This window comes from Microbacterium sp. NPDC090014, assembly GCF_044748285.1.
Taxonomy (GTDB): domain Bacteria; phylum Actinomycetota; class Actinomycetes; order Actinomycetales; family Microbacteriaceae; genus Microbacterium.
In genome coordinates, this window is record NZ_JBIVFS010000001.1 from 1,087,439 (window position 1) to 1,103,387 (window position 15,949).

Below are 15,949 nucleotides of genomic sequence, written 5' to 3' on the forward strand. Positions count from 1 at the left end.
CCTCGTTCTGAGATGCGGTCGAGTCGAGTGGTGGCGCGCGGGCTCAGTGATGACATGTCAGTCGAGCCCTCCGCGGAAGATTGCGGATGTATGGTCGCCGTCGAAGTCGACGACCAGCGTGACCTCGTCGCGCGCATCGGCGGGAACGGCGAAGGCGTACGCGGCGGTGGCGCTCTCTCCGGCTGCCAGGACACCGGCGAGGTCGACGGTCTCAGCCTCTGCGGCGTATACGCGCACGGCGGTCGCGCCGTTAGCGTCGAGCAATGTCAGCACGGAGGTGCCGAGGTCGATCGCCTGCGAGGAGCCGTTGTCGATCGTGATCGTCAGGCGGGCGTACTCGCGGTCCGGGAAGCTCCCGGGGCCCTGCGCCGTCTCTGCTGCGAACGTGACATCGTCGATCGCGACGCTCACGCCGTCGTCATAGGACACCGCATCCGAGGTGCGGGCGGGATCCGCCTTCACGCTCGGTTCGCCCGACTGGCCCGCCCTCTCGATCTTCGCGACCGGTTCGTCCGGAGACGGCCCGTCGGACTCGCTCGGTGCTACGGCACCCGCGGTCGGATCCGAAGTGGACGTCGCCGACGGATTCGCCGACGGCCCCCCGCCGCTCGGTGCCTCGCTGCTGCCGGTGCAAGCGACCAGGCTCACGCAGAGCGCGAGGGTCGCGATGGACATGCTTGTACGCGCAATCATCATGATTGTCGATCCCCAGATTCCCCAATCAGGGTTGCCGACATCGATCCGTTCAGAACGGATCGGTCAGCTTGTGTCATCCCCAAATGACACTATCCCCAGTGGCGAGATCATATCATGTCCACCGGATGGGGGACAAGAGACCTGTGGATAGAGTTCGCTAGACCTTCAGGGCAAGCGCGGCCAGGATGCCGTCCGAATAGCGCGCAGTCGAGAACGCCTCAGCGACGGCGACGGAATCCGCCAGTGCGAGCCGAGCCTGCGCGGGCCAGTCGTCGATCTTCGCGGCGATGGTCGCAGCCAGTTCGGCGGCGTCGCCGGGGGTGACGAGCGTGGCGCTCTGCGAGGCGCTGACAGCCTCGGGCAGACCCCCGACCCTGCTCACGACTGCGGGGCGCGCGGACAGCGCGGCCTCGACAGCGGTGTTCCCGAACGTCTCGTCGACCAAAGAGGTGACGAGCGAGAGATCTGTGCGGGCCAGGGCGTCCCACACGGAGGCCTTGAAGCCGAGGAAGGAGACGCGCTCGCCGAGTCCGCGCTGCTCGATGCGAGCGTGCAGCTCCTCGAGGTAGGACTCGTTGCCCGGGAAGACGGCTCCGACGATGTCGAGGCGGGCGTCCCGGCGACCGCGCACGAGGATGTCGAGCGCATCGACCGCGACATGCACACCCTTGCGGTGAGAGAGACGCCCGACGTACAGAAGGCGGGTCGGCGCGACGAGGGACGAACGCGGTGGCACGACCTCTGGCGGCCCCGGAACGGCGTTGTGCACCACCACGGTGCGCGAGCGCACCCGAGGCGCGGCCTCGGCGAGGACACGCCTTGTGAAATCGCTGTTCGCGATCACCCGATGGCTGAACACGAGTGGAAGATAGAGCGCGCGTCGCAGGATGCCCGACACGGAGCCTTCACCCTCATGGACATGGCACACGGTCAGCCGGCGGCTCCACCGGGCCAGGGCGATCCACAGCGGGGGAGTGATCGTGTTCACGATCACGGCGCCGGGGTCGACGCGCCGGATCAGTCGGAGGCCCGGTCCGATCGACCTCAGAGCGGTGACGAACAGGCTGATCAGCCCGCGCGGACTCAACAGGCCCTTGCGCACGATGGGAGTCGAGCATTCGACCACCTCGGCACCCGCCTGCGTGAGCAGCGGCACGAGAGGTCCCGAAGCCGGCACGGTGACGACGACTCGTCGCCCCGCAACTACGAGAGCCCGCACGGTCTCGAGCACCATCCGATCCGAGCCGTAGAGGTCGGCACCGGGGTTCGCGATCAGGACGACGTTGGGATCACCGGTGGGCATGTCAGCGCTGCGGCCAGTATTCGTCGACGAGACTCACTGTCGACGCGATGTTCGCCCTGCTCGATGCGCCGAAGACGATCGACTCGAGGTTCGGTAGCGAGGTCACCCATTCGATGGCCTCCCGCGGCGGGATGGCACCGCTGGCATACACCGACATCGCGACCGCGCGGAACGGGCGCTTGTCCATCGCCTCGCGGTACGCGTCGACGCCCCCGGACATACGGAAGCCGAGCTTGTTGATGTTCGAGCAGACGATCGGGTTCTCGACGCCGGCCTTGTCGAGGTCGTCGAGCAGGCGAGGCAGGTTCATCGTGATGAAACCGGGTTCCGCGTTGTAGCGCTTGCGCACGTGATCGGCGAAGATGCGGAACGCGTCGGTGAAGCCCAGCCCCGAGAGCAGATCGACGACCACGTTCTGAAGCCAGATGACGGGGGTGTCGAGGCCCTCGAACATCTTCATCTCGGCATCGATGAGCAGCGTCGTCACGCCCTCGATGTCTTTGCGGGCGAGCGAGGAGGTGCCGCGAGCGATGCTGTCGAGGAGTCCCTCCTCCGGGAGAAACTTGCGGATTGCGCCGAGGAAGCCGTCTTCCGTCACCGCATTGGCGTACTTGTGCGCATACGGCATACACGGGAAGAAGGTCATGTCCGAGTAACGATCGGGGTGCGCGCGGACGTGGTCCGTCACCTCGGCGATCCGGTCGTGAGTGGTGCACATGAAGGTGTGGACACCCTCGTCGTACGCGGCGTCCAGGACGCTCATGATGGCGTCTGTGTCCTGGAAGCGCATCTGCTGCGCCCGTGCCTTCTCTTCTGACATGTGATTGACGCCGAAGAACTGGTTGTCACCGAACAGCAGCCGGTCCATCGTTCGAGTGGTTGTCGTCATAGTCATTTCCCTCCGCGCAGCGCGGTCAATGCCGCCGCGATGCGCCCCTTCGGTGCGGTGTTCACTGCGAGATCGGATGCTGCGTCAGAGGTGAGGCGCGAGTCCTCGCGCACCGCGTCCTCGCTGATCATGGAGATCACCCTGTCGGTGACCGCGGCCGACGCGAAGTCGTTCGTGCCGGCGGACGCACCGGCCTGCGCACGCTGCACGAACGAGTCGAGCTGGGCGCTGTACTCCTCGCCGCGCAGATAGAACCACGGTGCCTCGGTGAGCTCGGTGGTGTATCGGACGTTCCAACCGACACGGTATCCCTCGGGGATCGTCGCCGTGTCTCGCAGGTAGACGTGGATCTCCTGGCGGTCTGCGTAGATGCGACCGTTGGTGCCCCACAGCGTGATCTTGGTGGTCATCTTGCGCTGCGACTCGTCAGACCAGTTGGAGATGATCTGCGCCGTGCCGTCGGGGTAGTGCAGAGTGCTCGCGACAGCGTCGTCGATCTGGGCGGAGAAGATGCTCGTCAGCTGACTGCCGCTCACCGACTCCGGTGTGCCCAGGTACCAGGTGAGGAGGTTGAGCGGATGCGCCGCGTAGTCGTAGAGGCACCCTCCACCGGTCGCTCGCTCGCTTCGCCAGGTGCGCCCGGCGGGCTTGAGCACGACGGGGCCGTACGCCTCGGCGAGCGCGGTGTTCACGGTGCCGATCGCGTCGAGGTCGAGGAGTCGCTTTACTTCGCGGAAGGCGCCGACGAACCGATTGTGGTAACCGACCTGTGTGACCAGACCCTTCTGCTCGGCGAGTGCGGTGAGCTCGATGCTGTCAGCGGGGTCGATGACGAGAGGCTTCTCGCAGAACACGTGGATGCCGCGTTCGAGCGCCCGCCGGATCATGCCGGCGTGCAGGTGCGTCGGCGTCGCGATGATGATTGCCTGCGGACGAGCCTCGTCGAGCATCTTGTCGAGGTCCTTGTATGTCGTGACCCCCGTGTACTTCGCGAGGATGTCGAGAAGGTACCCCGTCGCATCGCACACTCCGACGAGATTCACGTCTGGGTGGGCCTTGATCATCGACAGGTGGGACAGTCCCATCTTCCCCAGTCCGACTACCGCGACATCGATCATGCGTTTACCCCTGTCTGCTGATGCGTGTGGCCTCGTCGCGCGAGTGCCGTCCGTAGCGCCTTCTCGTACTCGGCGCCGATCTTGGTCCAGGTGAATTCCGCGTGGAACCTGTCGCGGCTGGCGGCGCCCATGCGCTGCCGTCTGCTGTCATCGGAGAGCACGTCGTCGAGCAGGCCGGCGAGATCGTCGGCTCCGGTGAAGTAGGCGTTGTCGGGTCCTGCGACCCAGGTGTTGTAAGAGTTGTCGTGAGCGATCACGGGGTTGCCTGCGGCCATGGCCTCGACGAGCGAGGGGTTGGTCCCACCGACAGTGTGACCGTGCAGATAGAGAGCGGAGTGGAAGCGGAGCGACCGCATCCGCTCCGGCTCGAAGATGGCGCCGGGGAAGAGCACCTCATCGGATGCCGCCGCCCGCACAGCCACGTGGTAAGGGTCGTCCTCGCCGTAGGGGCCGACGACCACCAACGGCATTCCCCGTGAGGTGGCCGACCACGCCTGCACGATCTCGAGAACGGAGTTCTCGGGGATCGGTCGGCAGACGACGGTCGCATACCTGCCGGGCGCGAGGCCGAGTTCCTCGACGGGTGCGGTCGGAGCATCGACGACCTCGTGGGCGCCATAGGTGATGGTCTGAACGCGCCGCGTGCCGAAGTGGCGCCGCAGATACGTCGCGATCACGGGGTGGTCGGCGATCAGCACATCGCCGACCCAGCCGGCGAGACGCTCGTTCACCAGCAGGATTCCCTGCTTGACGATGCCCCAGCGCTTGCGTGTCCACTCCATGCCGTCCATGTTGATGACGTTGGGGATCCGCCGAAGCCGCGGGATGACGTCGAAGACACCGGTGTTGTAGCCGAAGGTCAGCCAGACGTCGCCGTCGATGTGCTCGCGCATCGCGTGACGGATCGTGGTCAGGTCGAATGCCGACGTGCCCTTCCAGCCTTCACGTGGCTCGTGCACGAGCACGCGCTGGAGACCGTTCCAGTCGTCGACCGTGGTCGGACCCTCGCCCGGGAGCTGGCAGTAGACGATGACGTTCCACCCCTGATCGCGAAGATACAGACCGACGTTCTCGGCCGCCGTCTCGAAGCCGCCATAGGCGGCAGGAACGCCGTGGGTGCCAAGTATCCGAACGGTTGATGGCACGGTGATTTCCCCCTCATGTCGGGTGCTCCCGCACCCATTTCACTGCATCACGGCCCTGCATCCGCCTCCCCGGCAGACCGAACCACAGTGTTCTGTACCTAGTATGCCCCGCTGGGCTGGACCATGACCTTGGCGGTGCGCCACATGATCTGCAGGTCGTTCATGACCGACCAGTTCTCGACGTAGCGCAGGTCGAGGCGAACGCTCTCGTCCCACGAGAGATCGCTGCGCCCGGAGACCTGCCACAGGCCCGTGATGCCCGGCTTGATGTAGAGCCGACGGAACACGGTGCCGTCGTAGGCGGTGACCTCGGTGGGCAGCGGCGGGCGCGGACCCACGACGCTCATGTCGCCGATGAGGACGTTCCAGAACTGCGGCAGTTCGTCGAGAGACAGCTTGCGCAGGATCCTGCCCACCCGCGTGACGCGGGGGTCGTCCTTCATCTTGAACAGCAGGCCCGCTCCCTCGTTCTGCTCCTTGAGCGTCGCGAGCTGCTGCTCGGCGTCGGTCTTCATCGAGCGGAACTTCATGATCTTGAAGGTGCGACCGTCGCGACCGACGCGCTCCTGCGAGAAGAACAGCGGTCCGGGCGAGTCCAGCTTGACGAGGAGCGCGAGGATCGGGGTGATGAGTGCGATCGGGATGAGAGCAACGGACGCGACGGCGATGTCGAGTGCGCGCTTCAGCACGTGCTGACCGCCCTCGTACGAGGGGATCTGCACCTGGATCAGCGGAAGACCTTCGACAGGAGCGAAGGAGATGCGCGGGCCCGCGACATCGGTGAGGCGGCTCGAGAGCACGAGCTCTGCGGCGGTGCCCTCGAGCTGCCAGCTGAGGTGCTTCACGAAGTCGGGCTCGCCGTCTGGGCGGCTTGCGACGATGATCGTGTCGGCGCCCAGTTCGGCAGCCACGGTGGAGACGGAGTTGACGTTGCCGAGCACGGGGAACTGCTCGCCGCGTGCTTCGACATCTCGCGCGTTGCCGTCGAGCAGCGTCGCGCCCACCACCTGGTACCCGGAGGCGCCGATCGGGTGCAGGGTGCGGATGACGTACTCGACGTCGTCGCGGTTGCCGACGACGAGCGTGCGCGAGGCGAAACGACCTCGCGCACGCTGCGCCGTCAGCCAGTGCCGCCACGCCCAGCGCGTGACGAGCAGCGTGAGGACACCGAGCGGCAGGCCGACCAGCAGCACGAGCTGCATCGTCTGCCAGCCGAGCACGACGCTGAGCATGGCGATGATCCCGAACGCCAATCCACTCGCGTGTGCCACACCGCGGTACTCGGTAGCGCTGGCGCGGAACAGCGCTGCGTCACGCGTGTGCAGCGCGCCGAGCATCAGATACCAGAGCGTGGCCAGCAGAATGCCGTTGCGCAGGGCCTCTTCCCCTGCGACACCGGTCATCACCTGGACCGCTGCTGTGATTCCGACTGCGAACAGGATGACCCCAGCATCCGTGATCCGCAGTCGCATCCGATAACGCCGCTCCCACTGGCGACGTCGCTCCAGCGTTGCGGACACGCGCGGTGTGACCACCGTGCGCGTGACCGACTTCGCGGCTCGCGGAGCAGAGACCGGCGTGAAGACCGAACCCGCGCGAGTGATGCTCAGAGCATCCTCGACGGAAGTCATGCCGAGGCCCCTTGAGCCTTGAATGTACGCAGAATTCCCCAGTGCGCCATAGTTATCCCCAGATATTCCCCAGACCACGGACCCCACGTCCATGGCATCGTCTGCGTTCCCGACCCCTCGGGTCCTGCTGCATCCGTGATCCCACATCACGGGTTGCGGTCACCGTCCCACACGGTGGTGCTGGCAGCAGGCACTGCAGACTTCGTTCACTCTAGCGGAACCAAACGTTCAGGGGAAGATAATTCACGGGAGTGGATCAACCTGTATTCCGGTACATCTGCTTAGTCGGAGAATGGCCCCCGATATTCTGACCGCGTGACCACCACTTCAGCGCCTCGATTCCATCTCAGCCGCATGCTGCCGAGGGATCCGGCTCAGCCTCATCGCACGGCCAGCACGCTCGAGCTGTTCTTCGATCTCGTCTTCGTCGTCGCGGTGAGCATCGCCTCGGCCCAGCTGCACCACGCGCTGAGCCACGGCGACTTCGTGCACGGAATCACCTCCTACGCGATGGTGTTCTTCGCGGTGTGGTGGGCGTGGATGAACTTCACCTGGTTCGCCACCTCCTTCGACACAGACGACTGGTTGTATCGCGTCACCACCATCATCCAGATGGGCGGGGTGCTCGTGCTCGCTGCCGGCATCCCTGCGGCGTTCGAGGAGGGGGACTTCACCGTCCCGGTGATCGGCTACATCGTCATGCGCGTGGCCATGATCGCGCAGTGGCTCCGGGCGTCCCGCGGTGCGGGAGATCTCAAGGCCGCCGCGCGTCGGTACGCCATCGGGATCGCCGGTGTGCAGGTGCTCTGGGTGCTCTTCCTGCTCATCCCGTCGGGCCCCCTCCAGCTCGTGGCCTTCGTGATCTTCGCTCTCGTCGAGGTCAGCGTGCCCGTGTTCGCCGAGCACCGCAGACAGACGCCCTGGCATCCGCATCACATCACCGAGCGCTACGGGCTGTTCACCCTGATCGTGCTCGGCGAGAGCCTCCTCGCCTCCGCCAATGCGATCATCGACGCGAAGAACGAACTCGACTCCTTCGTCCCTCTCATCTCGATCTCCGTGCTGACCCTGGTCGTGACCGCATCTCTCTGGTGGATCTACTTCTGGGCGCCGCACCACAGGGCGATCACGACGTTCGGCCGCTCGCTCCGCTACGGCTACACGCACTATCTCGTCTTCGCCGCTGCCGCCGCCTTCTCGGCGGGCATCGAGGTCGAACTCGACGTCCTGATAGGGGAGAGCCATCTCTCCACCATCCAGGCGTCGTTCACCGTGACCATCCCGATCGCGATCTTCCTGCTCGGCGTCTGGTGGATCGCGATCCGCGAGAACGCCGACAGGGTGGTGAACACCGTCGTGCCGGTCGGTGCGGCTGTCGTCCTCCTCGACGCCCTGCTGCCTATCCCCGTGGCGGTCAGCGCCCTCGTGCTCGTGGTGATCGTGGTCGTCCTCGTCCTCCATCCGCCGGTGCGTCGAGAGCCATAGATTCTGCATAGACGCGGCATAGCTCGCTGATCGCCTCCTCCGTGACCATGGGTACATCGACACCCATCCACATCGAAAGGAGCACGATCATGAGCCACATCCCCGAACCCCTACAGACCCCTGAGGGCCCGACCTACGAGGGGCGGCTGCTCGACCGTGCCGATGAGGAGGTCGTGGATCAGGGCGCCGCCTTCGACATCCGCACCCTGGTGACGCGCCGCGGCATTCTCGGACTCGCCGGACTCGGGGTGGGCGCGATGGTGCTCGCCGCGTGCGCCCCGTCGGGCGGCGGCAGCACGAGCGAGTCGACATCGACGAGCGATACGGGGACGACGTCCGGATCGTCGACCACGACAGCGGCCGGCGAGATCCCCGACGAGACCGCAGGCCCCTACCCCGGAGACGGATCGAACGGACCGGACGTCCTCGAGGATTCGGGCATCGTGCGACAGGACATCACGACGTCGATCGACGGGTCGGCGACAGCCGACGGCATCCCGCTGACCTTCGAGTTCCAGGTGGTCGACCTCGCGAACGGCAGCGTCCCCTTCGAGGGCGTCGCGGTGTACGCATGGCACTGCACGGCTGAGGGGGAGTACTCGATGTACTCGTCGGGGCTCGAGGATGTCACCTACCTCCGAGGAGTGCAGGTGGCGGATGCCGAGGGGAAGGTCTCGTTCACGTCGATCTTCCCCGGCTGCTACTCGGGCCGCTGGCCGCACATCCACTTCGAGGTCTACCCCGACCTCGCCTCGATCACCGACTCGGCCAACGCCATCGCCACGTCCCAGCTGGCACTGCCCGAAGATGTCTGCGCCACCGTCTACGCCGATTCCCGCTACCCGGGCTCGACGCAGAACCTGTCGCAGACGAGCCTCTCCGGCGACAACGTCTTCGGCGACGACTCCGGCGCCCTTCAGCTGGCCACTGTCGCCGGCGGCGGCAGCGGATACACCGCGACGCTCGTGGTCGGCGTCGACACGGCCACGACGCCCGGCGCAGGCTCCGCGCCGTCGGGCGGCGCGGGTGGCCCCGGTGGTGGCGGCGAGCCGCCGTCCGACTGAACCCGAACCCCGACAACCCCTCCACGCGAAAGAACAGAGACCATGCTCCAGAACCTCACAGGGTGGCACGCCCTGATCATCCTCGCGATCGTCGTCCTCGTCTTCGGCGCCGCGAAGCTCCCCGCCCTCGCCAAGAGCGTCGGCCAGTCGATGCGCATCCTCAGATCGGAGGTGGCCGAGCCTTCGAACGAGGCACGGGTCGAGCCGATGCCGAGGGGCCGGGACCGTGTCGACGCTCGGGAGTCCGCAGACCTCCCGCAGCCCGTCCTGCGGCCCGCGGAGTAAACCGTGTCCTCGCTCGCCGCTGATGCCGTCGAGGCGAGCACCGCGCCCGCCCTGGCCAGGATGCCGCTGTCCTCGCACCTGCGGGAGGCGCGCACGCGCTCGTTCCGTGCGACGGCGGCGCTCCTGACCGGGGTGGTCGCCGGGTATCTCCTCTCGGACCAGATCCTCGAGGTCGTGCGAGCACCGATCAGTGCGCTCGCCGAATCGCGCGATGCGAGCCTCAACTACGACAGCATCACCGGGGCTTTCGACCTTCGGCTCAAGATCGCGCTCTTCGCCGGTGTCGCGCTGTCGAGTCCCGTCTGGATGCACGAGCTGCTCGCGTTCCTCGCTCCGGGGCTGACCACCAGAGAGAAGAGGTACACGTTCGGCTTCCTGGCAGCATCCGTTCCCCTGTTCGTCGGCGGATGCCTGATGGGCTTCCTTCTCTTCCCCCACATGGTCGAGCTGCTCGCGAGCTTCGCCTCGACCGAGGACAGCACGCTGCTGCAGGCGTCGTACTACGTCGACTTCATCCTCAAGATCGTGCTCGCGACCGGGGTCGCCTTCGTGCTCCCGGTGTTCGTCGTGATGCTCAACCTGCTCGGTGTCGTGTCGGCGGCGGCGATCGCGCGGAGCTGGCGTCTCGTCGTCGTCGCGATCGTCCTCTTCAGTGCGGTCGTGACCCCCGCGGCCGACGTGCTGTCGATGTTCCTGATCGCGATTCCCATGACCCTGCTGTTCCTGATCGCCCTGCTGCTCGCATGGCTGCATGACCGCAGGGTCGGGGAGTCGGCCGTCGGCACGACGGAGGCATGACGATGTTCGGACTCACGATCGAGAAGCTGTTCCTCGTCGCGCTGATCGCAGCCGTGATCAGCGGTCCTCGGCGACTGCCGGACTATGCGGGCCGTCTCGGCGCCCTCGTCCGCCGGGTGACGCTCACCGTCGGCGAGGCGGCGCGGCGAGCCGAGCAGGAGGCCGGAGTGGCGAGCATCCGCCAGGAATGGACCGCCGTGGATCCTCGGCGGTACGACCCGAGGCAGATCATCCGCGAGGCGTGGGGTGCGGGGGAGGAGCCGGACGGCTCGCAAGCCGCTGAGGCCCCGCAGCCGGAGCCCGAGGGGCGCTGGATCGTGGCTGGATCGTCCGGTCATCCACGGCGCGTGTGGGAGCCCGTTGAGGCGGAGGCCCGCGTGCGCGGCGCCGACCTGCTAGACTGATGGAGCAACGTGAGTTCTGGCCGCCCTCTAGGCCACCACGGAGCCACTGATCAGGGCCATTACGGACCAAGCGCATCGATGCGCGCGGCATCCGCCTTCGATCTCACATCTTGCGGGTCGCGACAACGCGTGCCCGTCACACAGCAATGAGTATCACCATGAGCACGACCACTTTTCCTCCTTCCGATCCGTTGACCTGGAAACAGGCCGACACAGATGTGCACGTCGCGACCCGCGGCGGCGAGTTCGCCGGGTTCGTCGAATTCGACGGCACCGCGCATGTCGCCCGCGACCAGCGCGGTGACGACCTCGGCTCGTTCGAGTCGCTGGATGCCGCCCGTGACGCTCTCGAGAGCGCGAATGCGCCGAGATCTCGCCCGCGTAGCCTCAGCTCTCCCTTTCGCCGCGCCCTCCGCAGCCGACCGCGTCGCGCACGCGCCTGACCGTTCCATGCGGGGGAACTGTGAATCGTCAAGGGATGCTGATGTATTCCCCAAATCGCATGAGGGCAGGGTTAGCCTGAGTTAAGCGTTCGGCGATCTGCCTTGGGCTTCACATCAGCTCAAGGGCTCCGATCGACGGGAGAGCAACATCTCCATTTCACAGGTCGAAAAGACCGACGCAGTTCTCGGACCGGTACGTCAGACGTATTCGGGCAATGCGGACATTCCTCCGATGACCCACGCCTACAAGCAGGTCTCGCAGGTCATCCGCGAAACCGGCCTCCTCCAGCGCGCCGGATGGTTCTACATCTTCGTGGCCGCCGGCATCGCCGTGGCTCTGGGCGGAGTCATCACCGGCTTCATCCTTCTCGGCGACAGCTGGCTCCAGCTCCTGATGGCCGGGGCTCTCGGCATCATCCTCACACAGGTGGCGTTCCTCGCCCATGAGGCCGCGCATCGTCAGATCCTCTCCACGGGCCCGGCGAACTTCCGCCTCGCCCGCATCCTCGCCGCCGGCGTGGTGGGAATCAGCTATTCCTGGTGGGACTCCAAGCACACCAAGCACCACGGCAACCCGAACCAGGTCGGCAAGGACCCCGACATCGAGGTCGACACGATCTCGTTCCTCGAGACCGACGCCGCGCAGTCCCGCGGTATCGTCCGTCTGATCACGCGCAAGCAGGGGTGGCTGTTCTTCCCGCTGCTGACGCTCGAGGGCCTGAACCTCCATTACCTGGGCGTGAAGCACCTGGTGACCAGCAAGAAGGCCAAGGGTCGCTGGATCGAGCTGGGCCTCATCGCCCTCCGGTTCGCGATCGTCCTCGTGCCTGTGTTCCTGATGCTGCCGCTCGGCATGGCATTCGCCTTCATGGGTGTGCAGCTCGCCGTCTTCGGCGTCTACATGGGCGCGTCCTTCGCGCCGAACCACAAGGGCATGCCGATCATCGATCCCAACGCCCGTCTCGACTTCTTCTCGAAGCAGGTGCGCACCTCTCGCAACATCCGTGGCGGATGGTGGGCCACCTGGCTCATGGGCGGACTCAACTACCAGGTCGAGCACCACCTGTTCCCGAACATGCCCCGCCCGCACCTCTCGAAGGCTCGCGAGGTCGTGCGCGACTACTGCGCCGCCAACAACGTGCCCTACACCGAGACCAGCCTCGGCCGGTCGTACGCGATCGTGATCGAGTACCTCAACCGCGTCGGTCTCGCCGCCGGTGCTGATCCGTTCGACTGCCCCGCAGCGGCCCAGTTCGTCCGGGCGTAAACACTCTCGCGGCATCGCAGCCGACCCGCACATGGAACGGCCCCATCCTTCGGGATGGGGCCGTTCGCATGCCAGACGGTCAGTTCCGCCGGATCCAGCGGAACGTCGCGCGGCTGAGGATGAAGCCGACCACGAGCCATGCGGCGAGGGCGACCGCCACGAGCCCGAGATCCCATGATCCGCTCGGCTCTGCCGAGGAGAACGACTCGGGCAGGATCGCCGCGCGCATACCCTGAGCCATCCACTTGAGGGGAAAGACGGAAGCGACGTTCTGCAGCCATTCCGGCAGCGCGGTGAAGGCGATGTAGACGCCGGAGATGAACTGCAGCAGCAGCACGACCGGGATCACCACGGCGGACGCCGTCTTGCCCGACCGCGGCACGGCAGACAGTGCGATGCCGAGCAGCGTGCACGAGAGCAGGCCGAGCACGAAGACCCAGGCGAAGCGACCCCAGGCCTCAGCATCCGAGGGCAGCTCGACCTGATAGAGGACGACCGCGACGACCAGCAGCAGAGTGATCTGCAGGATCGCGGTGACGAAGACCTCACCGATCTTGCCGATGAAGTACGTCGCCGGTGAGATCGGCGTGCTGCCCAGCCGCTTGAGGGTTCCGTCGCTCTTCTCCACTGCGATCTCGATCGACGGGCCCTGCATCCCGGAGAGGAAGATGCCTCCTGCGACGAGACCGGGAAGATAGTACGTCGCCATGCTGATCTTGTCGGGCCCTTCGCCGATGTCGCCCGTGAAGATCGTCGCGAAGATGAGGTACATGAGGGTGGGGAACAGGAAGGTGAAGAAGACCTGGTCGCTGGCACGGAAGTACTGACGCAGTTCGAACGGGATGCGGCGCACCCCGAGGCGAACCGTGCGAGCGAGCCCGAAGTTCGGCGTGGCAGTCGTGGTGTTCATGCGGACTCCGCCACATCTGCCCGCAGGCCCTCTGCGGTCGGATCGGGATCGGATGCGGCACCGTGCTCACGGATGAGGCCGAGGTAGATGTCCTCGAGAGTGGGACGCACGACCTCGAGGCCGTCCGGCTCGCCGCCCGCGCGCTGCAGCTCGGAGACGACCGCACCGGGAGCGGTCGTGCGCTGCTCGCGGCGCACGCCGGCGGCATCCCTCCAGCGAACCATCGGCGTCCTCGCCTCGGGCCCGCCGATCTCGTCGATCTTGCCGATCGCCACGATGCGCCCGTCTGTGATCACCGCCGCGCGATCGCCCAGCCGGGCGGCCTCATCGAGATAGTGAGTGGTCAGCAGGATGCTGGTGCCCTCGGACTTCAGGGTGCGGATGAGCTGCCAGAACTGCTGTCGGGCCTCGGGATCGAAGCCGGTCGTCGGCTCATCGAGGAACAGGAGTTCGGGGCGTCCGATGATCCCGAGGGCGACATCGAGACGGCGCTGCTGGCCACCGGACAGCTTGCCCGCTCTGGATCGCTGCTTGTGCTCGAGCCCCACGGCGGCGATCACCTCGTCGACCGGACGAGGGTGGGGGTAGTAACCGGCGAACTCGGTGAGCAGCTCCCGCACGGTGAAGTTGCCGGCCTCTCCGGTGGACTGCAGGACGATCCCCAGTCGCGCCTTCCACGCCAGACCGCCGCGCTGGGGATCGACACCGAGCACGCGCACGTCGCCGGACGTGCGGTGGCGATAGCCCTCGAGGATCTCGATGGTCGTCGACTTGCCCGCGCCGTTCGGGCCCAGAAGAGCGAAGGTCTCTCCCCGGCGGATGTCGAAGCTGATGCCGTCGACTGCGACGGCACCCCCGTACTCCTTGCGGAGATCCCGCACCTCGATCACGCTGTCTGTCATAGGTACAGCGTGCACGCTGACGGCTCCGAGCGATAGCAGGACGGGTGAACGAAGCGGGGGGCGTGGACGGATATCCGCCCACGCCCCCGCTCGGTCGGTCAGGAGAAGTCGCTCAGCGGGAGGCCTTCTGATCGGACTCGACGACCTCGATGGTGATCTTGCCGTCGATCGTCTCGGCGTTCTCGTCGAGGAGCTCGTCCTCCAGTGCCTCGTCACCGCGGAACTCCTCGTCGCCGGTGACCTCGTCGACCGCGTCGTCGGAGTCGTCGATCAGCTCGGCTTCCTCGACCTCGACGGTCTCGGCGTCGGTGTCGTCATCGACCTGCGACGCGGCTGCTGCAGAGCCGACGGATGATGCCTCGTCGCTGAAGATGCCCTCCGGGCGGATCAGCTCGCGCACCTCGGCCATGAAGCTGGCGAGCTGCTGCTGCTGCCAGCGCAGCTGGCGCGCGTGGTCCTCGGCATCCCGCAGCACGGCGGACGTGTGACCCGTCACCGAGTCGACGATCTTCTGCGACTTCACGCGGGCACGGTCCAGGGTGTCGCGGGCGCGCACCTGGGCATCCGCTTCGATGGTCTGCGCCTGCGACCGCATCAGGCGCTCGTAGTCGTCAGCCTTCGCCGAGATGCGCTGCGCGTGATCGAGCGAAGCGGCCACCTGCTCGTTGGCATCGGTGGTGATGCGCTCGGCGTGGGCGACGGCCTGGTTGTGCAGCACCAGGAACTCCTGCTGAGCGTCGTCCTGCCGACGGGTGAGCGTCTCCTCGAACTCGAGGACGCGGGCGTTCATCTCGCGCACCTCGCGCTCGGCCTCGGCGCGCAGCTGGGTGGTCTCGCGGGTGACGAGCGAGCGGAGCGCCGCAGCGCCCTTCTCCGCCTCGGTGCGGATGGCCGTGGCCTCCTGCGTCGCCTGATGCACCCGCTCGGCGGCGTGCGCGGCCTCGCGCTCGAGCGTCGCCTGGTGGGCGGTGTACTCGGTGTCGATCTTCAGGCGCACCTGGTCGGCGTCGTGCTGAGCGTGCGCGATGATGCGGGTAACGTCGGCATCCGCCTCGGCCCGCTGTGCGGTGACCTCTTCGCGCGCGGCCGCCATCAGACGGTCGGCCTGCACGGCGGCGTTCTGGATGAGGACGTTGGCCTGCTCCTCGGCCACCCGGAGGATCGCCTCGAACTGCTCCCGCGACGGTGCCTCCTGGCCATCCGCGCGCGGGGTGTCGACGAGCTCGTTGGTGAGGGTGGCGACCTGCTGCTCGGTCTCGGCAGCCTTCGCCTTGGTGGCGAGGAGCTCCGCCTCGAGCTCTTCGCGGGCGATGCGCTCTTCTTCGCGAAGCGCCTCGACTGCGTCCTCGTGACGTGCCTCGGTGGCGGCGAGGTCGGCCTTCGCCTGCTTCAGCTGATTGCGCAGAGTGCTGAGGGCCGAGTCGACCTCCGCCTTGTCGTAGCCGCGGAACGAGGCCGTGAAGCCGGACTGCTCGCGCGGCGTCTCTTCGATCAGCTTGTCGAAGAAGTCGGGGGTCCGGTCGTTGTCGGGGGATTCACTCATGGGTCGGCCTTTCCGGCGCAGGTCACAGGGACTGAGAGCTGTGATGAGAAATGGTGCCGTCGCGAG

General features: G+C 66.6%; 16 protein-coding genes. 7 read left to right on the forward strand and 9 right to left on the reverse strand.

The genetic code is table 11. The annotated features are described in order from the left end of the window. Positions 1-57: 57 nt before the first annotated feature. The 6 genes from ACIPV5_RS05135 to ACIPV5_RS05160 form a co-directional block, all read right to left on the reverse strand. Positions 58-675, reverse strand: a complete 618-nt coding sequence (locus ACIPV5_RS05135; RefSeq protein ID WP_053098699.1) for a DUF4352 domain-containing protein — start codon at positions 673-675, stop codon at positions 58-60. Positions 676-853: 178 nt separating this feature from the next. Further along, positions 854-1,999, reverse strand: a complete 1,146-nt coding sequence (locus ACIPV5_RS05140; RefSeq protein WP_400340175.1) for a glycosyltransferase family 4 protein — start codon at positions 1,997-1,999, stop codon at positions 854-856. Position 2,000: 1 nt separating this feature from the next. Then, complete coding sequence (locus tag ACIPV5_RS05145) at positions 2,001-2,888, reverse strand: hypothetical protein (protein ID WP_200955152.1); 888 nt, start codon at positions 2,886-2,888, stop codon at positions 2,001-2,003. A 2-nt stretch (positions 2,889-2,890) separates the two neighbouring features. Beyond that, complete coding sequence (locus ACIPV5_RS05150; RefSeq protein WP_053098702.1) at positions 2,891-4,006, reverse strand: Gfo/Idh/MocA family protein; 1,116 nt, start codon at positions 4,004-4,006, stop codon at positions 2,891-2,893. Continuing rightward, positions 4,003-5,151, reverse strand: a complete 1,149-nt coding sequence (locus tag ACIPV5_RS05155) for a DUF1972 domain-containing protein (protein WP_400340177.1) — start codon at positions 5,149-5,151, stop codon at positions 4,003-4,005. Before ACIPV5_RS05155 ends, ACIPV5_RS05150 begins: the two co-directional genes overlap by 4 nt. A gap of 98 nt (positions 5,152-5,249) precedes the next feature. Further along, on the reverse strand, positions 5,250-6,782 hold the full coding sequence (locus ACIPV5_RS05160; protein WP_072590690.1) for a sugar transferase: 1,533 nt from the start codon (positions 6,780-6,782) through the stop codon (positions 5,250-5,252). Between the two features lie 354 nt (positions 6,783-7,136). On the opposite strand from ACIPV5_RS05160, the gene ACIPV5_RS05165 reads away from it, so the two are divergent. The 7 genes from ACIPV5_RS05165 to ACIPV5_RS05195 all read left to right on the forward strand — a co-directional run bounded on the left by ACIPV5_RS05165 (position 7,137) and on the right by ACIPV5_RS05195 (position 12,528). After that, positions 7,137-8,267 (forward strand): low temperature requirement protein A, encoded by a 1,131-nt coding sequence (locus ACIPV5_RS05165; RefSeq protein WP_400341243.1) that lies wholly within the window; start codon positions 7,137-7,139, stop codon positions 8,265-8,267. 89 nt (positions 8,268-8,356) lie between these two features. Then, positions 8,357-9,331, forward strand: coding sequence for an intradiol ring-cleavage dioxygenase (locus ACIPV5_RS05170; protein ID WP_400340179.1), 975 nt, complete (start codon positions 8,357-8,359; stop codon positions 9,329-9,331). A 42-nt stretch (positions 9,332-9,373) separates the two neighbouring features. Continuing rightward, the gene (locus ACIPV5_RS05175; protein ID WP_053098707.1) at positions 9,374-9,616 is read left to right on the forward strand and encodes a twin-arginine translocase TatA/TatE family subunit; all 243 of its coding nucleotides are present in this window, start codon (positions 9,374-9,376) and stop codon (positions 9,614-9,616) included. 3 nt (positions 9,617-9,619) lie between these two features. Further along, a complete protein-coding gene (tatC, locus tag ACIPV5_RS05180) occupies positions 9,620-10,414 on the forward strand; it encodes a twin-arginine translocase subunit TatC (protein ID WP_320491445.1) in 795 nt (264 codons plus the stop codon). Beyond that, positions 10,411-10,818 carry a twin-arginine translocase TatA/TatE family subunit gene (locus ACIPV5_RS05185; RefSeq protein ID WP_400340181.1) on the forward strand — a complete coding sequence of 136 codons (408 nt, stop codon included), beginning with the start codon at positions 10,411-10,413 and terminating at the stop codon, positions 10,816-10,818. The genes tatC and ACIPV5_RS05185 overlap by 4 nt, the downstream gene beginning before the upstream one ends. A 158-nt stretch (positions 10,819-10,976) precedes the next feature. Beyond that, the gene (locus ACIPV5_RS05190; protein WP_295100509.1) at positions 10,977-11,261 is read left to right on the forward strand and encodes a hypothetical protein; all 285 of its coding nucleotides are present in this window, start codon (positions 10,977-10,979) and stop codon (positions 11,259-11,261) included. Between the two features lie 148 nt (positions 11,262-11,409). Beyond that, positions 11,410-12,528 (forward strand): acyl-CoA desaturase, encoded by a 1,119-nt coding sequence (locus tag ACIPV5_RS05195; protein ID WP_053098710.1) that lies wholly within the window; start codon positions 11,410-11,412, stop codon positions 12,526-12,528. 79 nt (positions 12,529-12,607) lie between these two features. Here ACIPV5_RS05195 and ACIPV5_RS05200 read toward each other — a convergent pair whose 3' ends face one another. The 3 genes from ACIPV5_RS05200 to ACIPV5_RS05210 all read right to left on the reverse strand — a co-directional run bounded on the left by ACIPV5_RS05200 (position 12,608) and on the right by ACIPV5_RS05210 (position 15,883). Further along, on the reverse strand, positions 12,608-13,438 hold the full coding sequence (locus ACIPV5_RS05200) for an ABC transporter permease (protein ID WP_400340182.1): 831 nt from the start codon (positions 13,436-13,438) through the stop codon (positions 12,608-12,610). After that, positions 13,435-14,340, reverse strand: a complete 906-nt coding sequence (locus tag ACIPV5_RS05205; protein ID WP_400340184.1) for an ABC transporter ATP-binding protein — start codon at positions 14,338-14,340, stop codon at positions 13,435-13,437. Before ACIPV5_RS05205 ends, ACIPV5_RS05200 begins: the two co-directional genes overlap by 4 nt. A 112-nt stretch (positions 14,341-14,452) precedes the next feature. Continuing rightward, positions 14,453-15,883 (reverse strand): hypothetical protein, encoded by a 1,431-nt coding sequence (locus tag ACIPV5_RS05210; RefSeq protein WP_056276732.1) that lies wholly within the window; start codon positions 15,881-15,883, stop codon positions 14,453-14,455. Positions 15,884-15,949: the final 66 nt, after the last annotated feature.